Origin of the sequence: Burkholderia sp. FL-7-2-10-S1-D7 (assembly GCF_001524185.1) — a bacterium.
GTDB lineage: Bacteria > Pseudomonadota > Gammaproteobacteria > Burkholderiales > Burkholderiaceae > Burkholderia > Burkholderia diffusa.
In genome coordinates this window covers 1-20,461 of the sequence record NZ_LOWY01000088.1, presented here as the reverse complement: position 1 = coordinate 20,461, position 20,461 = coordinate 1, and the positions used below count along the sequence as shown (strand labels likewise).

General features: G+C 67.5%; 15 protein-coding genes. 10 read left to right on the top strand and 5 right to left on the bottom strand.

Features of this window, described 5'->3' with window-relative positions; all coding sequences use genetic code 11:
- Positions 1-105: 105 nt before the first annotated feature.
- Entirely contained in the window at positions 106-1,752 is a 1,647-nt protein-coding gene (locus WS75_RS26160; RefSeq protein WP_059684725.1) for a S8 family peptidase, read from the bottom strand.
- 139 nt (positions 1,753-1,891) lie between these two features.
- On the opposite strand from WS75_RS26160, the gene WS75_RS33885 reads away from it, so the two are divergent.
- Both WS75_RS33885 and WS75_RS26155 read left to right on the top strand, forming a co-directional pair.
- Positions 1,892-2,203, top strand: a complete 312-nt coding sequence (locus tag WS75_RS33885; protein ID WP_156429894.1) for a hypothetical protein — start codon at positions 1,892-1,894, stop codon at positions 2,201-2,203.
- Positions 2,167-3,063, top strand: coding sequence for a glutamate/aspartate ABC transporter substrate-binding protein (locus tag WS75_RS26155; protein WP_059684723.1), 897 nt, complete (start codon positions 2,167-2,169; stop codon positions 3,061-3,063). The genes WS75_RS33885 and WS75_RS26155 overlap by 37 nt, the downstream gene beginning before the upstream one ends.
- Before the next feature lie 100 nt (positions 3,064-3,163).
- On the opposite strand, the gene WS75_RS33880 is transcribed toward WS75_RS26155, so the two are convergent.
- The gene (locus WS75_RS33880; protein WP_156429893.1) at positions 3,164-3,325 is read right to left on the bottom strand and encodes a hypothetical protein; all 162 of its coding nucleotides are present in this window, start codon (positions 3,323-3,325) and stop codon (positions 3,164-3,166) included.
- 38 nt (positions 3,326-3,363) lie between these two features.
- Between WS75_RS33880 and WS75_RS26150 the strand changes: the two genes are divergently transcribed.
- On the top strand, positions 3,364-4,611 hold the full coding sequence (locus tag WS75_RS26150) for a multidrug effflux MFS transporter (RefSeq protein WP_059684720.1): 1,248 nt from the start codon (positions 3,364-3,366) through the stop codon (positions 4,609-4,611).
- 46 nt (positions 4,612-4,657) lie between these two features.
- Here WS75_RS26150 and WS75_RS26145 read toward each other — a convergent pair whose 3' ends face one another.
- Positions 4,658-5,350, bottom strand: a complete 693-nt coding sequence (locus tag WS75_RS26145) for a hypothetical protein (protein ID WP_059684719.1) — start codon at positions 5,348-5,350, stop codon at positions 4,658-4,660.
- 88 nt (positions 5,351-5,438) lie between these two features.
- Here WS75_RS26145 and WS75_RS26140 point away from each other — a divergent pair, with 88 nt between their 5' ends.
- Positions 5,439-6,968: a TPM domain-containing protein gene (locus tag WS75_RS26140; RefSeq protein ID WP_156429892.1), complete on the top strand. Its 1,530-nt coding sequence runs from the start codon at positions 5,439-5,441 to the stop codon at positions 6,966-6,968.
- Between the two features lie 80 nt (positions 6,969-7,048).
- Complete coding sequence (locus tag WS75_RS26135) at positions 7,049-7,669, top strand: LemA family protein (protein WP_059684713.1); 621 nt, start codon at positions 7,049-7,051, stop codon at positions 7,667-7,669.
- A gap of 17 nt (positions 7,670-7,686) precedes the next feature.
- Here WS75_RS26135 and pbpC read toward each other — a convergent pair whose 3' ends face one another.
- Positions 7,687-9,924 carry a penicillin-binding protein 1C gene (pbpC, locus tag WS75_RS26130; protein ID WP_059684711.1) on the bottom strand — a complete coding sequence of 746 codons (2,238 nt, stop codon included), beginning with the start codon at positions 9,922-9,924 and terminating at the stop codon, positions 7,687-7,689.
- Between the two features lie 10 nt (positions 9,925-9,934).
- Positions 9,935-15,967, bottom strand: a complete 6,033-nt coding sequence (locus tag WS75_RS26125; RefSeq protein WP_059684709.1) for an alpha-2-macroglobulin family protein — start codon at positions 15,965-15,967, stop codon at positions 9,935-9,937.
- A gap of 304 nt (positions 15,968-16,271) precedes the next feature.
- On the opposite strand from WS75_RS26125, the gene WS75_RS26120 reads away from it, so the two are divergent.
- The 5 genes from WS75_RS26120 to WS75_RS33875 form a co-directional block, all read left to right on the top strand.
- Complete coding sequence (locus WS75_RS26120; protein ID WP_059684707.1) at positions 16,272-16,778, top strand: sugar dehydrogenase complex small subunit; 507 nt, start codon at positions 16,272-16,274, stop codon at positions 16,776-16,778.
- The gene (locus WS75_RS26115; protein WP_059684705.1) at positions 16,778-18,397 is read left to right on the top strand and encodes a GMC family oxidoreductase; all 1,620 of its coding nucleotides are present in this window, start codon (positions 16,778-16,780) and stop codon (positions 18,395-18,397) included. Before WS75_RS26120 ends, WS75_RS26115 begins: the two co-directional genes overlap by 1 nt.
- A 2-nt stretch (positions 18,398-18,399) precedes the next feature.
- Entirely contained in the window at positions 18,400-19,677 is a 1,278-nt protein-coding gene (locus WS75_RS26110) for a cytochrome c (RefSeq protein WP_059684703.1), read from the top strand.
- 176 nt (positions 19,678-19,853) lie between these two features.
- Positions 19,854-20,273, top strand: a complete 420-nt coding sequence (locus WS75_RS26105; protein WP_059684701.1) for a DoxX family protein — start codon at positions 19,854-19,856, stop codon at positions 20,271-20,273.
- A gap of 63 nt (positions 20,274-20,336) precedes the next feature.
- A partial coding sequence (locus WS75_RS33875; RefSeq protein ID WP_156429891.1) for a porin occupies positions 20,337-20,461 on the top strand: 125 nt, incomplete at its 3' end.

The following is a 20,461-nucleotide window of genomic DNA, read 5'->3' as shown; positions in this document are numbered from 1 at the left end:
GGCAATTCCTGGAATACGTCGGCGCAACGACGCCGGCTCCGCAGACGAAAAAATGCGCGCACGCCAGGCAGGCATGCGCGCGCTTGCGTCGAGGCGGCGTACTGGTTACTGAATGGACGCGGTGACAGCAGCGCCTGCATCGGCGATACCGGAACCGGCCGGCAGCGCGGTGCACGACGTGCTGGCCGGCAGCATCGCCGCACGCGCGCCGCCTTGCAGCTTCTGCTGGATCTGAGCGGGCGTGAGGTTGCCGTTTACCGACAGCATCAGCCCGACGATGCCCGTCACCTGCGGTGTCGCGAGGCTCGTGCCGCTCGCGGTGCCGTACGTGTCCGTGCCCGGTGTCGTCGTACCGCTGTTGGCCGTCGACAGGATGTTGACGCCCGGCGCGCTCAGCGCGACGTCGGAGCCGAAGTTGCTGAACGATGCGCGGCGCCCGGTCGCGTCGGTCGCGCCGACGCTGATCACGCCGCGGCAGTTCGCTGGCTGGTCGAGCGCGGTCGACAGGCCATCGTTGCCGGCCGCGACGACGACGGTCACACCCTTCGCGTTCACATCGTCGATCGCCTGCTGGAACGTCGCGCTGCATGCGCCGACGCCGCCCAGGCTCAGGTTGATGACCTTCGCGGGATTCGGGTTCGCCTGCACGCCGGCGACCGGGATGCCGGCTGCCCAGCGCATCGCGTCCGCGATGTCGCTCGTCGTGCCGCCGCACTTGCCGAGCACGCGCACCGGCAGGATCCGGCCGAGCCACGACACGCCGGCGATGCCGGTGCCGTTGTTGGCGGTGGCGCCGATCACGCCCATCACGCGCGTGCCGTGCCAGCTGCTGGCGCTCGGTTCGCTCGCGCAGTGATAGTACGGGCCGCTGGTGTCGTCCAGTTCCTGCTGCGTGACCCAGTCGCCCGGATCGGATGCATCGGTGCCGCGCGTCTGGCCGTTGTTGCTGGTGTTGACGTTCGAGATGAAGCTGTAGCCGGGCAGCAGGTTGCCGACGAGGTCGGGGTGCGGCCGGTAGCCGGTGTCGAGCACCGCCGTGACGACGGTCGGCGCACCCTTGGTTCGCGTCCATGCGGGCGGCGCGTTGATGCCGACGCTGGCGTCGGACAGATACCACTGCTGACTATATGCGGGGTCGCTCGGCGTGTCGCGGATTCTCATCGGGTGATCGGGTTCCGCGTAGTCGACGTCGCCGTCAGCCGCGAATGCCTGCGCGAGCGCCGCCGCGTCGCCGGACGCGATGCGCTGGCCGATCGACAGCACGGCCGCGCCGTCCGACAGGGTTCGCTCCACCTGCACGTTCAGCGGTGCCTGCGACGTCGTCACGGCGGCATACGTCCGTGCGGCGCCGGTCGTCGTCGGTGCTGTCCAGCGCGTCATCGAGCGCTGGATCACCGCGTCGAGCCGCGAGCCGGTGTCGAGGGCCGCCATCGCGCGCGCGGCGGTCACCGTCTTCAGCTTGACGATCAGGTGATCGACCGGCGGCTCGGCCGGCGCATTCGGCTGGGCAGCCATCTGCACGGCGGCCTGCTGCGTCGCGCATGCATTGCTGCCGTTGGTTGCGGGCGGGGTCGACGGGGAAGGTGACGGCGAGGGGGCCGGCGCTGCATTGGAAGTCGACGGACTGCTGCCGTCGCCGCCACCGCCCCCGCAGCCGGCGATCGGAAGCAGGGCTGCGGCAGACAGCATGCCTGCGAGCATGCGCGCATGAGCGGAGCGGGCCAGCGCGAAATTGAAACGTTTGGCTCTCATGGTGAAACTCGATCCTCGTAGATAACCGTCGTGCTGGCGGTCGTGCCTGTCCGGCGTGAACCGGACCTGATTTTTGTCGGGCGCGCACGGAACTGCTGCGACGCGCCATGCACTGGGTAACGGCGGATGAGGCGGTTTCTTGAATGTGTTTTGGGTGAAAAAGCGCGAGACGCAAACGATTGACTTGCTGTGTTGCAGCATGAACGCGCGTTTGGAACGGATGATCTGTTCACGCGGCGCAAGATCGCAGGCGGTTGAGCGGGCGAAACGTGCGGCGCGGGCGCATTTGCGCGCCACGGAAACGATTACTCGCGGCGTGGCCTCGACGATGGTGTTTGGCGCTTTCCCCGATGAGGCGCGAATTTTTTCAGGCGTACGATCGCGATTCGATCAACGTTTCGTCAGGAGAAAACCATGGATCGCCGCTTCCGTTGGCTGGCCGTCGCGCTGACCTGCGCGCTGGCGGGCACCGCGCATGCGCAGGCGCTCACCGGTACGCTGAAGAAGATCAAGGACACGGGCATCGTGTCGCTGGGTATCCGCGAATCGTCGGTGCCGTTCTCGTATTCGGACAACGAGCAGAAGAACATCGGTTATTCGCGCGACATCGCGGCGCGCATCATCGATGCGCTCAAGGCCGAGCTGAAGACGCCGAACCTGACGGTGAAGGAAATCCCGATCACGTCGCAGAACCGGATTCCGCTGCTGCAGAACGGCACGATCGACTTCGAGTGCGGGTCGACGACCAACACGCTGGAGCGGCAGAAGCAGGCCGCGTTCTCGAACAGTATTTTCCTGTACGGAATCCGCTTCAGCACGCGCAAGGATTCGGGCGTGAAGGACTTCACGGACCTGGCCGGCAAGACGGTCGCGACGACGGCAGGCACGTCCGACGAGCGCCTGCTGCGCAAGCTCAACGAGGAGAAGGGGATGAACATGACGATCATCAGCGCGAAGGATCACGCTGAAGCGTTCATGAACGTCACGACGGGGCGCGCGGTCGCGTTCGTGATGGACGAGCCCCTGCTGTACGGCGAGATCGCGAAGGATCGCAATCCGGGTGCGTACACGGTGACGGGCACGCCGCTCGTTCACGAAAACTACGCGTGCATGATGCGCAAGGACGATCCGGCGTTCAAGCGCGTGGTCGATGGCGTGATCGCGAAGATGCAGACCTCCGGCGCGGCCGAGAAGCTCTACGACCAGTGGTTCATGCAGCCGATTCCGCCGAAGGGCGTGAGCCTCAATTATCCGCTGTCGCCGGAGATGAAGCAGCTGTTCAGGAATCCGACGGATCAGGCGCAATACTGATCGAAGCGTCGTCGCGGTATTGCACCGCACATGAAAAGCCGCCGGCAGATGCCGGCGGTTTCCGTTTCTGGTCCGCTCGCTGGCGCGGCGAAAGCGTGCGTCAGATCTGATTTCCGGCCCGGGCGCTGCCGGCCTGTCGGGTGGAGACTGTGCCGAAATCGGCATTCAACCGTGCCCGCGCCATGGGATTCCTGTCGCGCTGCGCAACAACAGGCACAATACGCACTTCGCCGCGCACCGTTGTTCGATGTTCGAACAGCACGGCGCGTGTCGCCGCCGTCCGAACCTTTCCCGGTTGTCATGAACGCCTCGCTCACATCCGCGCGCGAATCGAACTCGCCGCGCTTCCTGTTGTTCCTGATCTGCCTGTTCGCCTCCGCCGGCCAGCTCGCGATCGACATCTACGTGCCCGCGCTGCCCGACATGGCGCGCTCGTTCGCGACGACGCCGCAGGCGATCCAGTCGAGCGTGTCCGGCTACATGGCCGCCTACGCGCTCGGCCAGCTGATCTTCGGCCCGGTCGCCGATGCGTACGGGCGCAAGCGCGTGCTTGCGTTCGGGCTCGTCATCTACACGATCGGCTGCCTGCTGTCGCTCGGCGCGCCGAACCTGGAGACGTTCGTGCTGGCGCGCTGCCTGCAGGGCTTCGGGATCGCGACCACGAACCTGCTCGCGAAGGCGATCATCACCGACTCGTTCTCGGGCCAGGCGCTGATGCATGCTTTTACGTACATGTCGATCGCGTGGGGGCTCGCGCCGATCATCGCGCCGGTGATCGGCGCGCACCTTCAGGAATGGTTCGGCTGGCGCGCGTGCCTCGTGTTCCTGCTCGTGTACTCGCTGGTGATGTGGGCGCTGCTGTGGCGCTATCGCGAGACCTTGCCGAAACCGGTCCATCTCGAGCCGCGCACGCTGATGGCGAACGCGGGCAAGGTGCTCGCGAGCCCGGTGTTCCAGAGCTGCTTCCTCGCGCAGGGGTTGTGCTACAGCATCCTGCTGGTGTTCAACATCGTCGGGCCGTTCATGGTGCAGACCACGCTGCACAAGCCGCCGACCTTCTTCGGCTATCTCGCGCTCGGGATCGGACTGATGTATTTCCTCGGCGGGCTGTCGAACCGGATTCACGGGCGCGGGCTGCCGAGTGCCGAGCAGCGGCTGCGCATCGGCGCACGCGTGATGGCGGTCGCGGCGGTCGCGATGCTCGTGCTGGCGCTGACCGTCGGCCTGCGCGTGTGGACGCTCGCGACGCCGGTGCTCGTGATGGGCTTCTGCGCGGGCGCGATGTATCCGACGTTGATGGCCAAGGGCAATTCGCTGTTTCCGCATATCGCGGGGCTGACGAGCGCGATCCTCGGGTGCGCGCTGCTGCTCGTGTCGTCCGCGATGATGGGCCTCGCCGGTTTCGTGTCGGTGCAGGTGCTGACGCCGCTCGCGGTGTTCTTCGTCGCGCTGTCGTTCATCGTCGTGTGGATGGTGACGAAGCTGCTGCGCTACCTGACGCAGCAGCAGGCCGCGAGCGTGGCGTGCGGGAGCGGGGAAGCCGCGTAAGCCATACAGGCTGCGTGAACGCGTGCCGCAACGGCACGCCGGCCGCTCACAGCGGTTGCGCCGCGCCCGCCTGCGCCAGCAGCGAAACCGCGGCCGGATCCGGCATGCCGTTCGAATCGATCGCGCCGGCCTTGGCCAGCGCGTCAAGATCGCTGTCGACGCCCGATTGACCGACCACGAATGGCGTCGTCAGGAAAGCCGGCGTCGACAGTGTGACCGAATAGCGCTGCTGCAGATTCGTCACGACCGCCGATTGCGCGGCCTGCACAAGGTTCGGGCTGCCCATCACCTGCTGGAAGTGTGCATTCCCCTGGAAATTGCCGATCAGCCCGGCCGTGTTGGTGCCGAGTTGCGCGGCCAGATAGACGAGCATCAACTCGGTTTCGGGCGTCGTGTTGAAGGTGCCGCCCGCGTAGGCGAGCGAATGCAGGCTCGTGCCGCTCGCCGCGACGGTGATTACGCACGGCAGCACGGCGTTCACCGCCACGCGGTAGTTGCCGCCGCCGTCGGTCAGCGTCGTCGCCGAGCCTTGCGCGCAACTGACCGTCACCGATGCGCTCGCGAGCGCGGCGCCCGTGGCGGCCGTGCCCGACAGCGCGATGGTCTGCGTGTTGGTGTTGTTGAAGCAGACATCGACGCCGAAGCAGGCGTCGCCGTTGCAGCCTGCAAGTGCCGCGACGGCGACGACGCAGGCAGCGCCCAGCGCGGGGCGGACGAAGCGTGGGTGGCGAAGGTTCATGGTCGCGGGCCTTTGGGCGAGTGGAGCAACCGGTGGGCGCCGGCGGGGCGGTGCCGCTCCTATTTTATGTCTCGAATTCGGGCGGTGCTTGCCCGTTTTCCTGGCGGGACGCGATCGAACGTGCCGGGTCCTGAACCTTTCGATTCCCTTCACAATTGGTTATGCTGCGGGACGATTAAAAAACGACGAGAGAACGCGCCGTTCCCGACGGAGCCGGTGCGCAGTTTCCGACATGAACCTGAAACGACTGATGGGGCGGTCAAGCCTCCCGGATTGCGAGGGCGATCCGGCATCGATGGCAGGTACGCCCCGCGACGCGGTGCGACCCGCGCGCATCCGCGGCAAGGCCGGCATCGGCAACGCGGCGGTGGCCGCCGCGCTGCTGGCCGGCGCGGCGTTCCTTTGCGTCCCGGCCATCGCCGCCGAGGCCGACGCCGGCGATGGCGCGATTCCGTCGGTAGCTAGTGCGCCGTCGGCCTGCACGAACGTGGCTGCCGCAGCCTCCTATCCCGTCGCCCACGACCCCGAAGCGGCGCCGCCGCTCACGGGCCGCGTGACCGACATGACGGGCGTGCTCAGTGTCGCCTGTGCGTCCGAATTGACCGACCGTCTCGCCGATCTCGAGCGCCGGCTCGGCGTGCAGATGGCGATCCTGCTGGTCGGGTCGACCGGCCACGCGACCATCGAGCAGTTCGCGACCACGGTGTTCGAGAAATGGCGTCTCGGCGAGAGCAAGATCGACAACGGTCTGCTGCTGGTCGCCGCACTGAACGATCGCACCGTGCGGATCGAGGTCGGATACGGCCTCGAAGGTGCGATTCCGGACATCGTCGCAGGGCGAATCATCCGCGAGCGCATCGTGCCGGCGTTTCGGGAGAAGCGTATCGAAGCCGGCGTGAGCGATGCGGTCGATGCGTTGGTGCGGGAGATGACGCCGCCGCAGATGGCGGCGTCGGATAGCGCTCTGCCCGACGAGGATGCTCGGCGCGCGGCGTCCGGCGATGCGAAGCGGCTGTCGAACGGCTTGCCGGAGACTCCCCCCGTCGACGTCGGGAGCTTCCTGTTCTGGTTGCTGCTCGGGCTGACCGGCGTCACGCTGGGTGTCGTCACCGAATGGCGCAAGCTGCGCTGGCAGGTGATGTTGCCGGCCAGCTTCCTCGTTGCGACGATCGTGCCGGCTGCGATGTTGCCGGTCGGCGCGATTTTCAGAGGCGATCTGGAAGCGATCCTGGGTGCGCTGGCGATCGTCCCGACGAGCATCGGTGTCGGTGCGTGGCTGCTCGGCATCGGCGTCGTTCGCTCCGCACGCGTGCGCAAGAATACGGCGATCATCGGCGGGACGTTGCTGGCGTTGATCGGGATCGGGCATCTGATGGGATATTCGCCCGGCGAGGTTCTGGTGGCGGTCTTTTGCGTGGCGGTGGCGATCCTGTGGATCGTCGAAAAACTGACGGGCAGCGATGGGTCGTCATCCAGCTCCACGTCCTCGTCCTCGTCTTCGTCCTTCAAATGGCCATCGTCCGGCTCGGGCTCGTCCAGCTCCAGTTCCAGTTCGTCCGACTCATTCACCGGCGGTGGCGGCTCGAGCGGCGGCGGCGGGGCATCGGGCCGCTGGTAGCCGCCGTGCGCGGCGCGTGCGCGAACGTTTCTTTTCAACTTACCGCTCCAGCCGGAGCGTTCAACCGGAAGTCACAAACAATGAAATGGTTTCGAATCCTGCTCGTGTGCTGCGTGCTCGCGCCGCTCGCCGGTTGCGGCTACAACGCGATCCAGTCGTCGGATGAGGACGTCAACGCGGCGTGGTCGGAGGTGCTGAACCAGTATCAGCGTCGCGCCGACCTCGTGCCGAACCTTGCCGCGTCGGTGAAGGGCTACGCGTCGCACGAGGAACGCGTGCTGACCGAGGTGGCGTCGGCCCGCGCGCGCGTGGGCAGCGTGCAGATGACGCCGGAGATGGCAAAGGATCCCGCCGCGTTGGCGGCGTTCGATCAGCGGCAGGGTGAACTATCGGGCGCGCTGAGCCGGCTGATGGTGGTGTCGGAGCGATATCCGGAACTGAAGGCGAACGAGGCGTTTCGCGATCTGCAGACGCAGCTCGAAGGCACCGAAAACCGCATCGCGGTCGCGCGCGGCCGCTACATCAAGACGGTGCAGCAGTACAACGTGCAGATCCGCCAGTTCCCGGGTGTCGTGATCGCGCGGATCTTCGGCTATCAGCCTCGTCCGAACTTCAGCGTCGCGAACGAATCCGCGATTTCGACCGCGCCCGTCGTCGACTTTTCCAATCAGCCGCCGAAGACGAACGCAGCCGGCCAGTAAGCGGCCTGCCCGGGCACTCAGGGCTTGCGCGCGGCCGGCTTCGCGAACGCGCCGCGCACCTCGAAGCCGATCGCATCCGCCACGTTGCCGCGCGCGTCGACGAGTTCCAGCCGGTGCCTGCCCGGCCACGGCATCCACGCGAGGCGGTCGGCGTGCCCGATCACCTTGTCGTCGAGCCGCCACGCGAACCGCGCCGCATGCCCGGAAGACCGCTCGAACCAGATCCGCTGGTTCTTCGGCGGAATGTCCGGATCGATCGCGAAGATCGTGCCGTCGGTCGGCGCACCGATCGTCAGCGGTGCGCGCGCGCCGTCCTTGCCGGGCGTGACGGGCGCCGCGAGCCGGATCGTGTCGAGCGCCGTGCCCGCGATGAACCACTCGTCGCGCGACGGCTCGACGTCGCGCTCGAACGTGATGCGGCGCGTTTCGACACCGGCCGGCGGACCTGGCGCGCGGCTCGGCAGGTCGCGGTGCAGGTAGCCGACGACGGCCGACCATACGGGCGACGCGCCCGTCACCCCTGACACGTCCCACATTGGCGAGCCGTCCGCATTGCCGACCCACACGCCGACCGTATAGCGCGACGTGAAGCCCACCGTCCAGTTGTCGCGCATGTCCTTGCTCGTGCCGGTCTTCACCGCCGAGAAGAAGCGCGTCGCGAGCGGATTGTCGAAGCCGAACGTGCGCACGCGCGCGTTGTTGTCGGAGAGGATGTCGGTGACGACGAAGCTGGCCGCTTCGCTGAATACGCGCGTGCCGCTGTCCGTGCGCCCCGATGCCGATATGCCGGACGCGGGCGACGGCGCGGGCAGGTCGACGATCTTGCGCGCGACGCCGCCGTTCGCGAGCGCGCGATACGCGTTGGTCAGCGACAGCAGCGTGACGTCCGCGCTGCCGAGCGCAAGGCTGAAGCCGTAGTAATCGCCTTCCTGCGCCAGCGGCAGGCCGAGCGCGGTCAGCGTGCGCGCGAAGCGGTGCGGCGTGACGAGCACGAGCGTGCGCACGGCCGGCACGTTCAGCGAGCCGCCGAGCGCGCTGCGCACGCTCACCCAGCCCTTGAAATCCTTGTCGTAGTTCTGCGGAATGTAGAGTCCGCCACCGGCCGCGAGGTTGATCGGTGCGTCGTCGAGCAGCGATGCGGCGGTCAGCCGTTTCTCGTCAATCGCCTGCGCATAGAGGAACGGCTTGAGCGTCGAGCCGGCCTGGCGAGGCGCGAGCACGGCGTCGACGTCGCGCGCGCTCGACAGCGCCCCCGACGAACCGACCCATGCGCGAATCTCGCCGGTCGCGTTGTCGATCACGACGACCGCGCCGTCCTGCACGTTGCGCCGGTGCGCGGGCGCGTTGAGCTCGGTCAGCGCGCGCGTCAGCGTGTCGCGCGCGAAGCGCTGCAGCGGCGCATCGAGCGTCGTGCGCACCTGTGCGCCGGGCGACGGTCTGACCTCGGCCGCGATGCGGCGCGCGAAGTGCGGGGCGAGGGCGGCGCCGTCGTCGCGCACGGCGTTGGCCGGGCGTGCGATCACGAGCTGCACGTAGCCGTCGAGCGACGCGCACGCCTGTTCCGCGTGCATGTCGCGCAGGATCCGGCACGCACGCTCGGCGACCTTCGCGCTTGCCGCGTTGGGAGCACGCACCAGCGCGGCCGCGATCGCGGCTTCACGCGCGTCGAGGCCGGACGGCGCCTTGCCGAACAGCACCTGCGACAGCGCGGCGAGCCCGACCGTCTCGCCGCGGAACGGCACGAGATTCAGGTAGGCCTCGAGGATCTGGTCCTTGCGCCAGCCGCGTTCGAGCAGCAGCGCGTTCATCGCCTGCGTGGCCTTCTGCGGCAGCGAGCGCTGGCCCGAGCGGCGCGGCGAATCGCCGAGCAGCCCGGCGAGCTGCATCGTCACGGTCGACGCGCCGCGCGTGCGCTCGTTCCACAGATTGCCCCACGCCGCGCCGGCGATCCCGCGCCAGTCGACGCCGCTGTGTTCGTAGAAACGCTTGTCCTCGGACACGACGATCGCCTCGCGGAACGCTGGCGACACGTCGGCGAGCGATACCCAGTCGCCGCGCCGCTCGGTGAGGTCGACGCGCGTGCGCTGCAGCGGCGTGCCGTCGCGCGCGAGCAGCACCCAGTCAGAGCTGCGCCAGTTGCGGCGCACGTCGTCGTAGCCGGGCAGCGCGTGCGCGACCAGCGGCGCGGCGAGCACGACGGCGACGAATACGCGGCCGGCGAAACGCACCGGCCGCGGCAATGCACGATCGATCATCACGTACTCGTTACTTGCCCGCGTCGGCCGGCTTCACGGTCATCGGCGGGTTCGGCCACAGGCCGTAGACGGACGGCGCGTACAGCGCCTCGACGCGCGTCGGCGGCAGCCCGAAGGTGCCGACGTTGTTCAGCCGCACCGTGTATTCGACCGAGAGTTTGCCCTTCGGCAGGTAGTCGTAATACGCGCGGTAGCCGTCGAAGTCGCGTTCGATGAACGCGGGCCATGCGCCGTCCGGGGATTTCTCGCCCTGCGTCGCGGCTTCGGAGTCGCGGCCGAGGCCGGAGCCGAGGATCGTCGCACCGGACGGGATCGGATCGTTGACGACGACCCACGTCATGTCGCTCTGCGCATCGATGTCGAGATGCACGCGCACGACGTCGCCGCGCGTCAGCACGCCCTTGACGGCGGGCGACACGGGCGTGACCGTCTTCGTGATCCGGTAGCCGGCCGCGAACGGCGCGCGCAGCGCAACGGCCGCGAGGCTTTCGACGGTCGCCCACGGGCGGCCCGTTCCGTCCTGGATGACGGACAGCGTGGCCGGCGCCTGCGCCGCACGCGGCCACGGCATCAGCACGCTGCGCGCGGCGGCGGCGCGGGTCGCGGCAGTGGCCGACGCGGGGACGTCGGCGGGCGCCGGCGCCTGCGACCAGGAAATCGCGCGCTCGTTGCCGCCGAGCGCGACCTTCGTCGTGCCCGCCACAGGCGTGCTCTCGTAGGTGCGCGAAAAGCGTTCGATCGCGAGCTGGCCGAGCGCGTTCGACGTCGTCGTCTGCCATGCGCCCTGGCGTTGTAGCGCGAGGAGGCCGGTCGCGATGCGCGGCATCTCGTCCTTCCACGCCGGGTCGCCCGCGAATTCCAGCGCGAGACGCGCGGCGTTGGTCTCGTTGCTCGTCATCAGCCACCACAGATCGTCGTCGCGCGCGGTCGAGAACACGAGCTGCGTGCCCTGATACGTGAGGCGCGCACGCAGGATCTGCTCGACCTGCGCGCGTTTCTCGTCACGCTGCGGGATGTCCTTCACGCGCGTGAGGATCGCGTGATAGTCGATCACCGCCGACGTCGGCCACTGGTTCGGTGCGATCTCGATCGAACCGAGCATGCGGCCCTGCGCTGCACCGTAACGCGACAGCGCCTCGATCGCGGCGAGCTTGCGCAGATCGCGATCCTGGCGCGGCGCCCACGCATTGCGCTCGATGCGGCCGTCGACGAAGCGTGCGAGCCCGGCCTCGAGCTGCGTGCGCAGGTCTTCGGGCAGCGCGAAGCGTGCGTCGAGGCGTGCGGCCTCGTCGGCGACCACGAGCAGATAAGACGACAGCGTCGGGCTGCCGGTGTGTGCATCGTCGGACGACGGCGGGAAGTAGCTCGCGAGGCCATCGCCGTCGAGGTACACGGGCATGCGCGCAACCAGCGCCTGCCATTGCGCGGCGTCGTGAAGGCCGATCGCACGCGACGTCTGCTGTTCGAGGCAGCGATACGGATAGCGCTCGAACCAGCGTCGCACGCCGGGCAGGCCGTCCGCGAGCTTCGACTGCAGCGACACGGCGATGCCGCCGCGCGGCGCGCCCTGTGCGTTGTTGACGGCGCCGGCCGGCGCCGACACGGGCACCGTCAGCGTGCCGTCGACCTGCGTGAGCGTGGCCTGCTGCACGGTGACCGGCAGCGCGGGCACGACCTTCTGCGCGACGGCCAGCGCATCGGCCGCGCGCTTGCCACCTTGCTCGGCCGCCTCGATGCGCCAGTTCAGCGCGCCGGCCGCGTCGAGCGCCTGCTCGGGCACGGTGATCGTCCATGCCACCTCCGTCGCCGCATTGGCTGCGAGCGACACGGTTTGGGGCGCGACGTCGAGGCCCGTCACGCGCGGCGTCACGACGACCTGCATCGCGCGGTCGGTCGTGTTGCGCAGCGTGACCTGCGCGCGGAACGCATCGCCTTCACGCACGAGCGGCGGCAGCCCGGAGATCAGCTGCAGATCCTGGGTGCTGCGAATCGACGTGCTGCCGGTGCCGAAGCGATCGGGGCCGACCGCCGCGATCGCGACGATCCGGAAGCGCGTGAGCGCGTCGTTCAGCGGCACCTCGACAGTCGCGCTGCCGTTCGCGTCGAGCGTCACGCGCGGATTCCACAGCAGCAGCGTGTCGAACAGCTCGCGTGTCGGCGAGCTGCCGCCGCCGCCGCCGGCCGGTACGGCCTTGCGGCCGAAGTGGCGGCGGCCGACGATTTCCATCTGCGCGGTGGCCGTCTCGACACCGTACGCGCGTCGCTGCAGCATCGCGTCGAGCAGGTCCCAGCTGTTATTCGGCATCAACTCGAGCAGCGCCTCGTCGACGGCAGCGACCGCGATCTGCGTGCCGGCTGGCGCCGGCTGGCCGTTCGGCAGCGTGACCTGCACGTGCGCCTGTGCCTTGCCGCGCACCGTGTACCGCGTCGCGTCGGTCGTCACGGACACGCCGAGACGATGCACGCCCGTGCCGACCTTGATCTCCCCGAGGCCATAGCGGAACGCGGGCTTCGACAAATCGACGAACGCGGTCGGCGCTTCATAGTGACGGCCTTCGCGCCAGAACGCGCGGGCCCATTCGATCGGCGCCTTCCAGCCCCAGGTGAAGAACGAGTACCACGGCACTTCGCGCATTCGGCCGCGCAACGCGAGCACCGACACGTACACGTTCGGCCCCCACGATTCGCCGACCTTCAGGTCGACGGTCGGGTTCTTGCCGTTGAGTTCGACGATGTGCGTTTCCATCACGCCGCCGCGTTCGACCGCGACGAGTGCGGTTGCATAGCGGAACGGCATGCGAACCTGGAAGCGGGCCGTTTCGCCCGCCTCGTAGGACGTCTTTTCCGGGATCACGTCGATCCGGTCGGTGTTGTCGCCGCCGAACCAGAGTTCGTCCTCGCGCGTGACCCAGACGGACGTCGACGCATTCGACGTGCGGCCGTCGCCGTCCTTCGCGACCGCGATCAACTGGATGTTGCCGGCCTGTTCGAGCGTCGCGTCGCAGGCCATGCGGCCCTTGTCGTCGGTCTTGCCCGAGCACAGCACGCCGAGGTCGCGCGTGTCGCTCTTGTTGTCGTATGCGTAGAAGCCGCCGACCATCCGCTTGCGCGACGACGTCGTGATGTGCGCGACGCCCTTGATCTCGACCGCCACCGATGCGCGCGGCTTGCCCTGCAGGTCAACCGCGAGCGCCTGCACCGGCACGCGCTGGCCGACCGACACCCAGCGGCCGGCCTTGATGCCGGCCACGACCGCGGCCGGCCACAGGATCGTGTCGCCGCGGATCGTCTGCACTTCGCCGTTCGGGTCGGCGAACGTCGCCTCGAGCGCGATGCGCTTCGGCGCGTCGACGTCGGGCAGGCCCTTGAGCGTGACGGTGCCGGCACCGTTGCGGTCGAGCGTCAGCGGCAGCTTGTCCGCGATCAACCGGGTCGCGTCGGGATCGTTGTTCGCGGCCGATGCGCTGTCGCCGTCCTGCGCATCGTCGTCGGCATTGCCGTCGCTGCGCTCCGGACGATAAGGCGTGAAGCTGAAGTCCTCGAAGCGATCCGCGAACGGCGGCGACGCCCACTTCATCAGCGCCGACACCTGCACGGGCAGGTTCGATGCGCCGCCGCCCGACACGTAGTCGATCTGCACCGCGAGCGGCGCTTCCTTGACCGCGACGAGCGGGCTCTTCTGCGCGTCGCGCGCGCCGATCGACCCCTTGAGCACCGGCAGGCGGAATGCCTCGACACGGAAGCTGCCGCTGTAGTAGCTGGCGGTCGGTGCATCGTCGGGACCGCCTTCGAGCGAGACGCTGTATTCGCCGAGCTTCGCCGCGGGCGGCAGCGTGAATCGCGTGTCGGCGCTGTGGTCGGCGGACCACGTGAGCGGCAGCTTGTAGGTCTGGTCGGAGCCGAGATGGCGGATCGTCACGCGCGTCGGGTATTGCGCCGGGAACGCGAGGCTCTGCAGCGTCTCGGTGCGCAGGAAGTGTTTCATCGACACGGTTTCGCCGGCACGCAGCAGCGTGCGGTCGAACACGGTATGCGCGCGCACGGTCGGCGCGCTGTCGGTGTCGGTCGGCACGTTGAAGCGCCACGATTCGATCCCGCGGTTCCAGTTCGAGCTGACGAACGCCATGTCCGGGCCCGTCTTTGGATCGTCGACGCGGGCCGACACGAAGTAGTCGTCGAAGTGTTCCGACTGGCTGCATTCGTGCTTCGGCTCGAATGCACCGTCGATCTTCAGCAGGCCGTGCACATCGGTCTTGCCGGACGCGATTTCATCGCCGTTGCAATCCGACACGCGGATTCGCGCGTTCGGCACGGGCTTGCCCTTGTCGAGCGTCGTGACCCACACGAGGTTGTTCTCGCGGCCCTGTTTCAGATGCACGCCGAGGTTCGTGACGAGCACGGTGGTACGTACGTACATGCTCGACGGCTTCGCGAGCAGCGAGCGGCCGAGCGCGGGCGACGCGAGTTCGAGCACGTAGAAGCCGGGTTTTTCGATCGGCACGCCGACGACCTCGAACGGACGCAGCGCCCTCGGATCGGCCTTCGGCAACGTCAGTGCCTGCGCACCCGGTTCTCCGGCGAGCAGCGACAGCGAGCGCACGTCGATGCGACGGTTCTGCGGAGCGGGCATCTTTTCGCCGGCCTGGAGCGGCACGTAGACGGGGTGCTGGCCCTTGCGACGGAGCAGGCCCGGGATGCGCTCGTCGATCGTGCCGGCCGTCATCGACCAGTTGTCGAAGCGCTCGACGGTGCGCATCCATTGACGAATCGCGGTGTCGTCGTCGACTTTCAGGTTCGAGAATTGCGCGCCGCTCGTGTTGAGGCCCGCGACATGCAGGTCGGCCTCGACGTTGCGCAGCGTGACGGGCACGAGCGCAGGCGTATCCGGTTCGGCGAAACGCTCGACGATCCCGAAGGTGCCCGACGAGAATTTCGCGAGCGGCGGCATCGGCGCGGTGCGCGTCGCGAGCGGGAACAGGTCTGCGTTCGCGAGCGAGCGGTCGGTCACGTCGCGCAGGCCGGACGGCAGCTCGATCGTCAGGTTCGCCTGCGCAGGCAGCGGCGGGTTGAACGTGACGGTCGTCACTTCGTCGCTGTGATCGTCGGCCGCGAAGGTCGGTGAAAGCGAACCGTCAGGACCGCGCAGCTTGATCGCTTCGGCGTTCTTGCGCGAGATCGGCGCATTGAACGATAGCGTGAGCGGACGCAGCGGCGTGCAGGGCGCCTTCGCATTTTCGCGCTCGCACGAGAAGCTCGCGGCGAACGGCGCGCGCACGGTGAAGTCGAAGCGGCGCTCGGTGTCGTTCGCGATGCCGCTCGGGCTCGCGACGCCCTTGCCGTAGACGAGTTGCATCTTCGCGCTCGCGGGCAGCGCCTGCGCGCACGACAGCGTCAGCACGCGCGCGGCGTCCTTCTTCAGCCCGAAGTGGTCGAGCAGCGCGTTGCGGGTATCGTCGTCGGCGGCCGTGACGGGGATGCGGTTGCCGATGCCGGCCGCCTCGCACCAGATGTTCGCGAGCGCGGAGCGCGGCTCGGCCGGGCCGTTCAGCTTCAGCACGAAAACCTGGCGCTCCTCGATCTCGCGCGAGCCGGGGCGTACCGTGACAGGGAACGGGCCGCCGGTTTGAAACGTGAAGCGGCGCGGGCCGCTGACCGCATTGCCGGCGACCGAGCGCAGCGTGTCGTTGAGCGCGACGGCGCAGCGCACGCCGGGCGGCAGGTCGTCTTCGAAATCGTAGACCCACGTCTTGTCGTCGAGCCAGTGCCCCTGGCCGCGTGCGGCGGTGGAGTCGTTGCAAGTCATGCGTGCGGGACTCGGCGCGGAGGCCGAACCGAACGCGACCATCGGTTCGTCGAACTTGACGACGCTTTGCCGCACTTCGGTGACGGTGCCTTGCGGCGACACGCTCACCGTGCGTGCGGCGCCCGCATGCAGCGACAGTGCCGCGGCAGCGCCGAGCGCCGTGACCGCGCCGATGCGCCAGAGCAGCCGTGTGGTGTGACGGGTTGAATTCGTGTTGTTGTGCTTGTCGTGCTGCTTCATCGCTCGATGCCCTCGGAGGGAAGCTTTCTGTTTGATTGCACGCGATTCTAACCGACGCGCATGTGAGCGGATGAATGGAGACGGCGAGCCGCCGGCTTGCGACACGCCGGCATCCCGAAGCAGAATTGTCGCGCCGACGACACAAAAATGCAGCCAAATGTCGATTATCTCGGATTGCGGAACATTTATTGGACTATAAAAGCATTGTTCAATTCGAATTGTGCGCGTACATTTCAGGGCCGCGCGAAAGTTTGAGAAATATCAAGCGTGGTTTTCCCGAATCCGGTGTTCGAGAGAAGGAAACATGCACAACGACAACACCCCCCACTCGCGTCGCGATCGCGACGCAGCCGCATCCGGCATCACGCGGCGTCAATGGCTGCAGGGCGCACTGGCGCTGACGGCGGCAGGCCTCACCGGCTCGCTGGCGTTGCGAGCCTTGGCCGATAGTCCCGGCACCGCGCCGCTCGATACGTTCATGACGCTCTCCGAAGCACTGACAGGCAAGAAAGGGCTGAGCCGCGTGCTCGGCGACCGCTTCCTGCAGGCCTTGCAGAAGGGCTCGTTCAAGACCGCCGACGGTCTGTCGCAACTCGCCGGCGCGCTCGCGTCCGGTTCATTGAGTCCCGATCAGCAGGCCGCCGCGCTGTCGATTCTCGAAGCGTGGTATCTCGGCATTGTCGACAACGTCGTGATTACGTACGAGGAAGCATTAATGTTCAGCGTCGTATCCGACACGCTTGTGATTCCTTCGTATTGCCCCAACAAACCCGGCTTCTGGGCCGAAAAACCGATCGAGAGGCAAGCCTGATGGCCGATACCGATACGCAAAAAGCCGACGTCGTGGTTGTCGGATCCGGTGTCGCAGGCGCGATCGTCGCGCACCAGCTCGCCATGGCCGGCAAGTCGGTGATCCTGCTCGAGGCAGGCCCGCGCATGCCGCGCTGGGAAATCGTCGAACGCTTCCGCAACCAGCCCGACAAGACGGACTTCATGGCGCCGTACCCGTCGAGCCCGTGGGCGCCGCATCCGGAATACGGCCCGCCGAACGACTACCTGGTCCTGAAGGGCGAGCACAAGTTCAACTCGCAGTACATCCGCGCGGTGGGCGGCACGACGTGGCACTGGGCCGCGTCGGCGTGGCGCTTCATCCCGAATGACTTCAAGATGAAGACCGTGTACGGCGTCGGTCGCGACTGGCCGATCCAGTACGACGACCTCGAGCATTACTACCAGCGCGCGGAGGAAGAACTCGGCGTGTGGGGCCCCGGCCCCGAGGAGGACCTGTACTCGCCGCGCAAGCAGCCGTATCCGATGCCGCCGCTGCCGTTGTCGTTCAACGAGCAGACGATCAAGAACGCGCTCAACGGCCATGACCCGAAGTTCCACGTGGTGACCGAACCGGTCGCGCGCAACAGCCGTCCGTACGACGGCCGGCCAACCTGTTGCGGGAACAACAACTGCATGCCGATCTGCCCGATCGGTGCGATGTACAACGGCATCGTGCACGTCGAGAAGGCCGAGCAGGCCGGCGCGAAGCTGATCGACAGCGCGGTCGTGTACAAGCTCGAGACGGGGCCGGACAAGCGCATCGTCGCCGCGATCTACAAGGACAAGACGGGCGCCGACCATCGCGTCGAGGGCAAGTACTTCGTAGTCGCCGCGAACGGCATCGAGACGCCGAAGATCCTGCTGATGTCGGCGAACCGCGACTTCCCGAACGGTGTCGCGAACAGCTCCGACATGGTCGGGCGCAACCTGATGGACCACCCGGGCACGGGCGTGTCGTTCTACGCGAGCGAGAAGCTGTGGCCGGGTCGCGGCCCGCAGGAAATGACGTCGCTGATCGGTTTCCGCGACGGTCCGTTCCGCGCGACCGAAGCCGCGAAGAAGATCCATCTGTCGAACATGTCGCGCATCAACCAGGAGACGCAGAAGATCTTCAAGGCCGGCAAGCTGATGAAGTCCGACGAGCTCGACGCGCAGATCCGCGATCGTTCGGCCCGCTACGTGCAGTTCGACTGCTTCCACGAAATCCTGCCGCAGCCCGAGAACCGCATCGTGCCGAGCAAGACCGCCACCGACGCGATCGGCATTCCGCGCCCGGAAATCACCTATGCGATCGACGACTACGTGAAGCGCGGCGCCGTGCACACGCGCGAAGTCTATGCGACCGCGGCGCAGGTGCTGGGCGGCACGGACGTCGTGTTCAACGACGAGTTCGCGCCGAACAACCACATCACGGGCGCGACGATCATGGGCGCGGATGCACGCGACTCGGTCGTCGACAAGGACTGCCGCACGTTCGACCATCCGAACCTGTTCATCTCGAGCAGTTCGACGATGCCGACCGTCGGTACGGTGAACGTGACGCTGACGATCGCGGCGCTGGCGCTGCGGATGTCGGACACGCTGAAGAAGGAAGTCTGACCGTGCGGAAATCTACTCTCACCTTCCTCCTCGCGGGCTGCCTCGCGCTGCCGGGCCTCGTGCGCGCGGCCGACTCGGCCGATCCCGCGCAGATCAAGCGCGGCGAATATCTCGCGGTCGCGGGCGACTGCATGGCCTGCCACACCGCGAAGGGCGGCAAGCCGTTCGCCGGCGGCCTCGGGATGCCGGTGCCGATGCTCGGCAAGATCTATACGAGCAACATCACGCCGGACCCGGACACCGGCATCGGCAACTGGACGTTCGACGACTTCGAGCGCGCGGTGCGCCACGGCGTCGCGAAGAACGGCGACAACCTGTACCCGGCGATGCCTTACGTGTCGTACGCGAAGATCAACGACGACGACGTGCAGGCGCTGTATGCGTACTTCATGCACGGTGTCGAACCGGTCAAGCAGACGCCGCCGAAGAACGAGATTCCCGCGCTGCTGAGCATGCGCTGGCCGCTGAAGATCTGGAACTGGCTGTTCCTGAAGGACGGCGCGTACCAGCCGAAGCCGGCGCAGAGCGCCGAGTGGAACCGCGGCGCGTACCTGGTGCAGGGCCTCGCGCACTGCAGCACGTGCCACACGCCGCGCGGCATCGCGCTGCAGGAGAAGTCGCTTGACGAGACGGGCCGCAGCTTCCTGTCGGGTTCGGTGCTCGCGGGCTGGGACGGCTACAACATCACGTCCGACCCGAACGCGGGGATCGGCGGCTGGACGCAGCAGCAACTCGTCCAGTACCTGCGTACCGGCAGCGTGCCGGGCCTCGCGCAGGCTGCCGGCCCGATGGCCGAGGCGGTCGAGCACAGCTTTTCGAAGATGACCGACGCCGATATCGGCGCGATCGCGACGTATATCCGCACGGTGCCGGCCGTCGCCAGCGGCGACGCGAAGCAGTCGCGCTCGTCGTGGGGCAAGCCGGCCGAAGACGGGCTGAAGCTGCGCGGCGTGGCGCTCGCATCGTCGGGCATCGATCCGGCGCGGCTGTATCTCGGCAACTGCGCGACGTGCCACCAGATGCAGGGAAAGGGCACGCCGGACGGCTATTACCCGTCGCTGTTCCACAACTCGACCGTGGGCGCGCCGAATCCGGCGAACCTGGTGCAGGTGATCCTGAACGGCGTGCAGCGCAAGGCCGGCAGCGAGGACGTCGGGATGCCCGCGTTCCGCAACGAGCTGTCGGATGCGCAGATCGCCGCGCTGGCGAACTACCTGACCGGCCAGTTCGGCAACCCGGCCGCGAAGGTGACCGAGCAGGACGTCGCGAAGGCGCGTTGATGCCGGACGCGACGCGGCACGAAGCAGGTCAATACTGACAAGAGGAGGCGCACAGCACATCGGGCGGGCCCCGATGCCGGTTGTTGCAGAGCGGGGCGGGCGGCTGGCAGTCGCCCGCTCCGGTTCACAGGCAATCCGGTGCGCGCGGTTCGCGCACCGCTTTCGTTGATCACACCATGACACCGAATCAACCGTTTCTCGCTTCCCAGCGCGATGTGCTGCTGCTGCTGTCCCGAATCCTGCTCGTGATCCTGTTCGTGATGTTCGGCTGGAAGAAGATCGTCGACTTCTCCGGTACGATCGCGTTCATGGGAAGCGAGGGTGCGCCTGCACCGATCGTTTCGGCGGCAATCTCCGTCGTGATGGAGCTGTTCGCCGGCATCGCGATCCTCGTCGGTTTCCAGACGCGGCCGCTCGCGCTGCTGCTTGCGCTGTATACGATCGGCACCGCGCTCATCGGCCACCACTTCTGGACGATGACGGGCGGCGAGCAGATGAACAACATGATTCATTTCTACAAGAACATCGCGATCTCGGGCGGCCTGCTCGCGCTCTGCGCGGCGGGCCCCGGACGTTTTTCGATCGATCGCGGGTAAACGGATCGCCGGCGCGCGCATGGGGCGCGTGTCGGACGGTCTGGACTCCGAGGGGGCAACATTTTGCGACTCAAACATTTCGCATGGCTGATCGTGGCCGCCGCGCCGGCAGCCGCGTTCGCACAGACAAGCGTGACGCTGTACGGCCGGATCGACGGCGGCGTCGAATACCTGAACCACATCGCGAC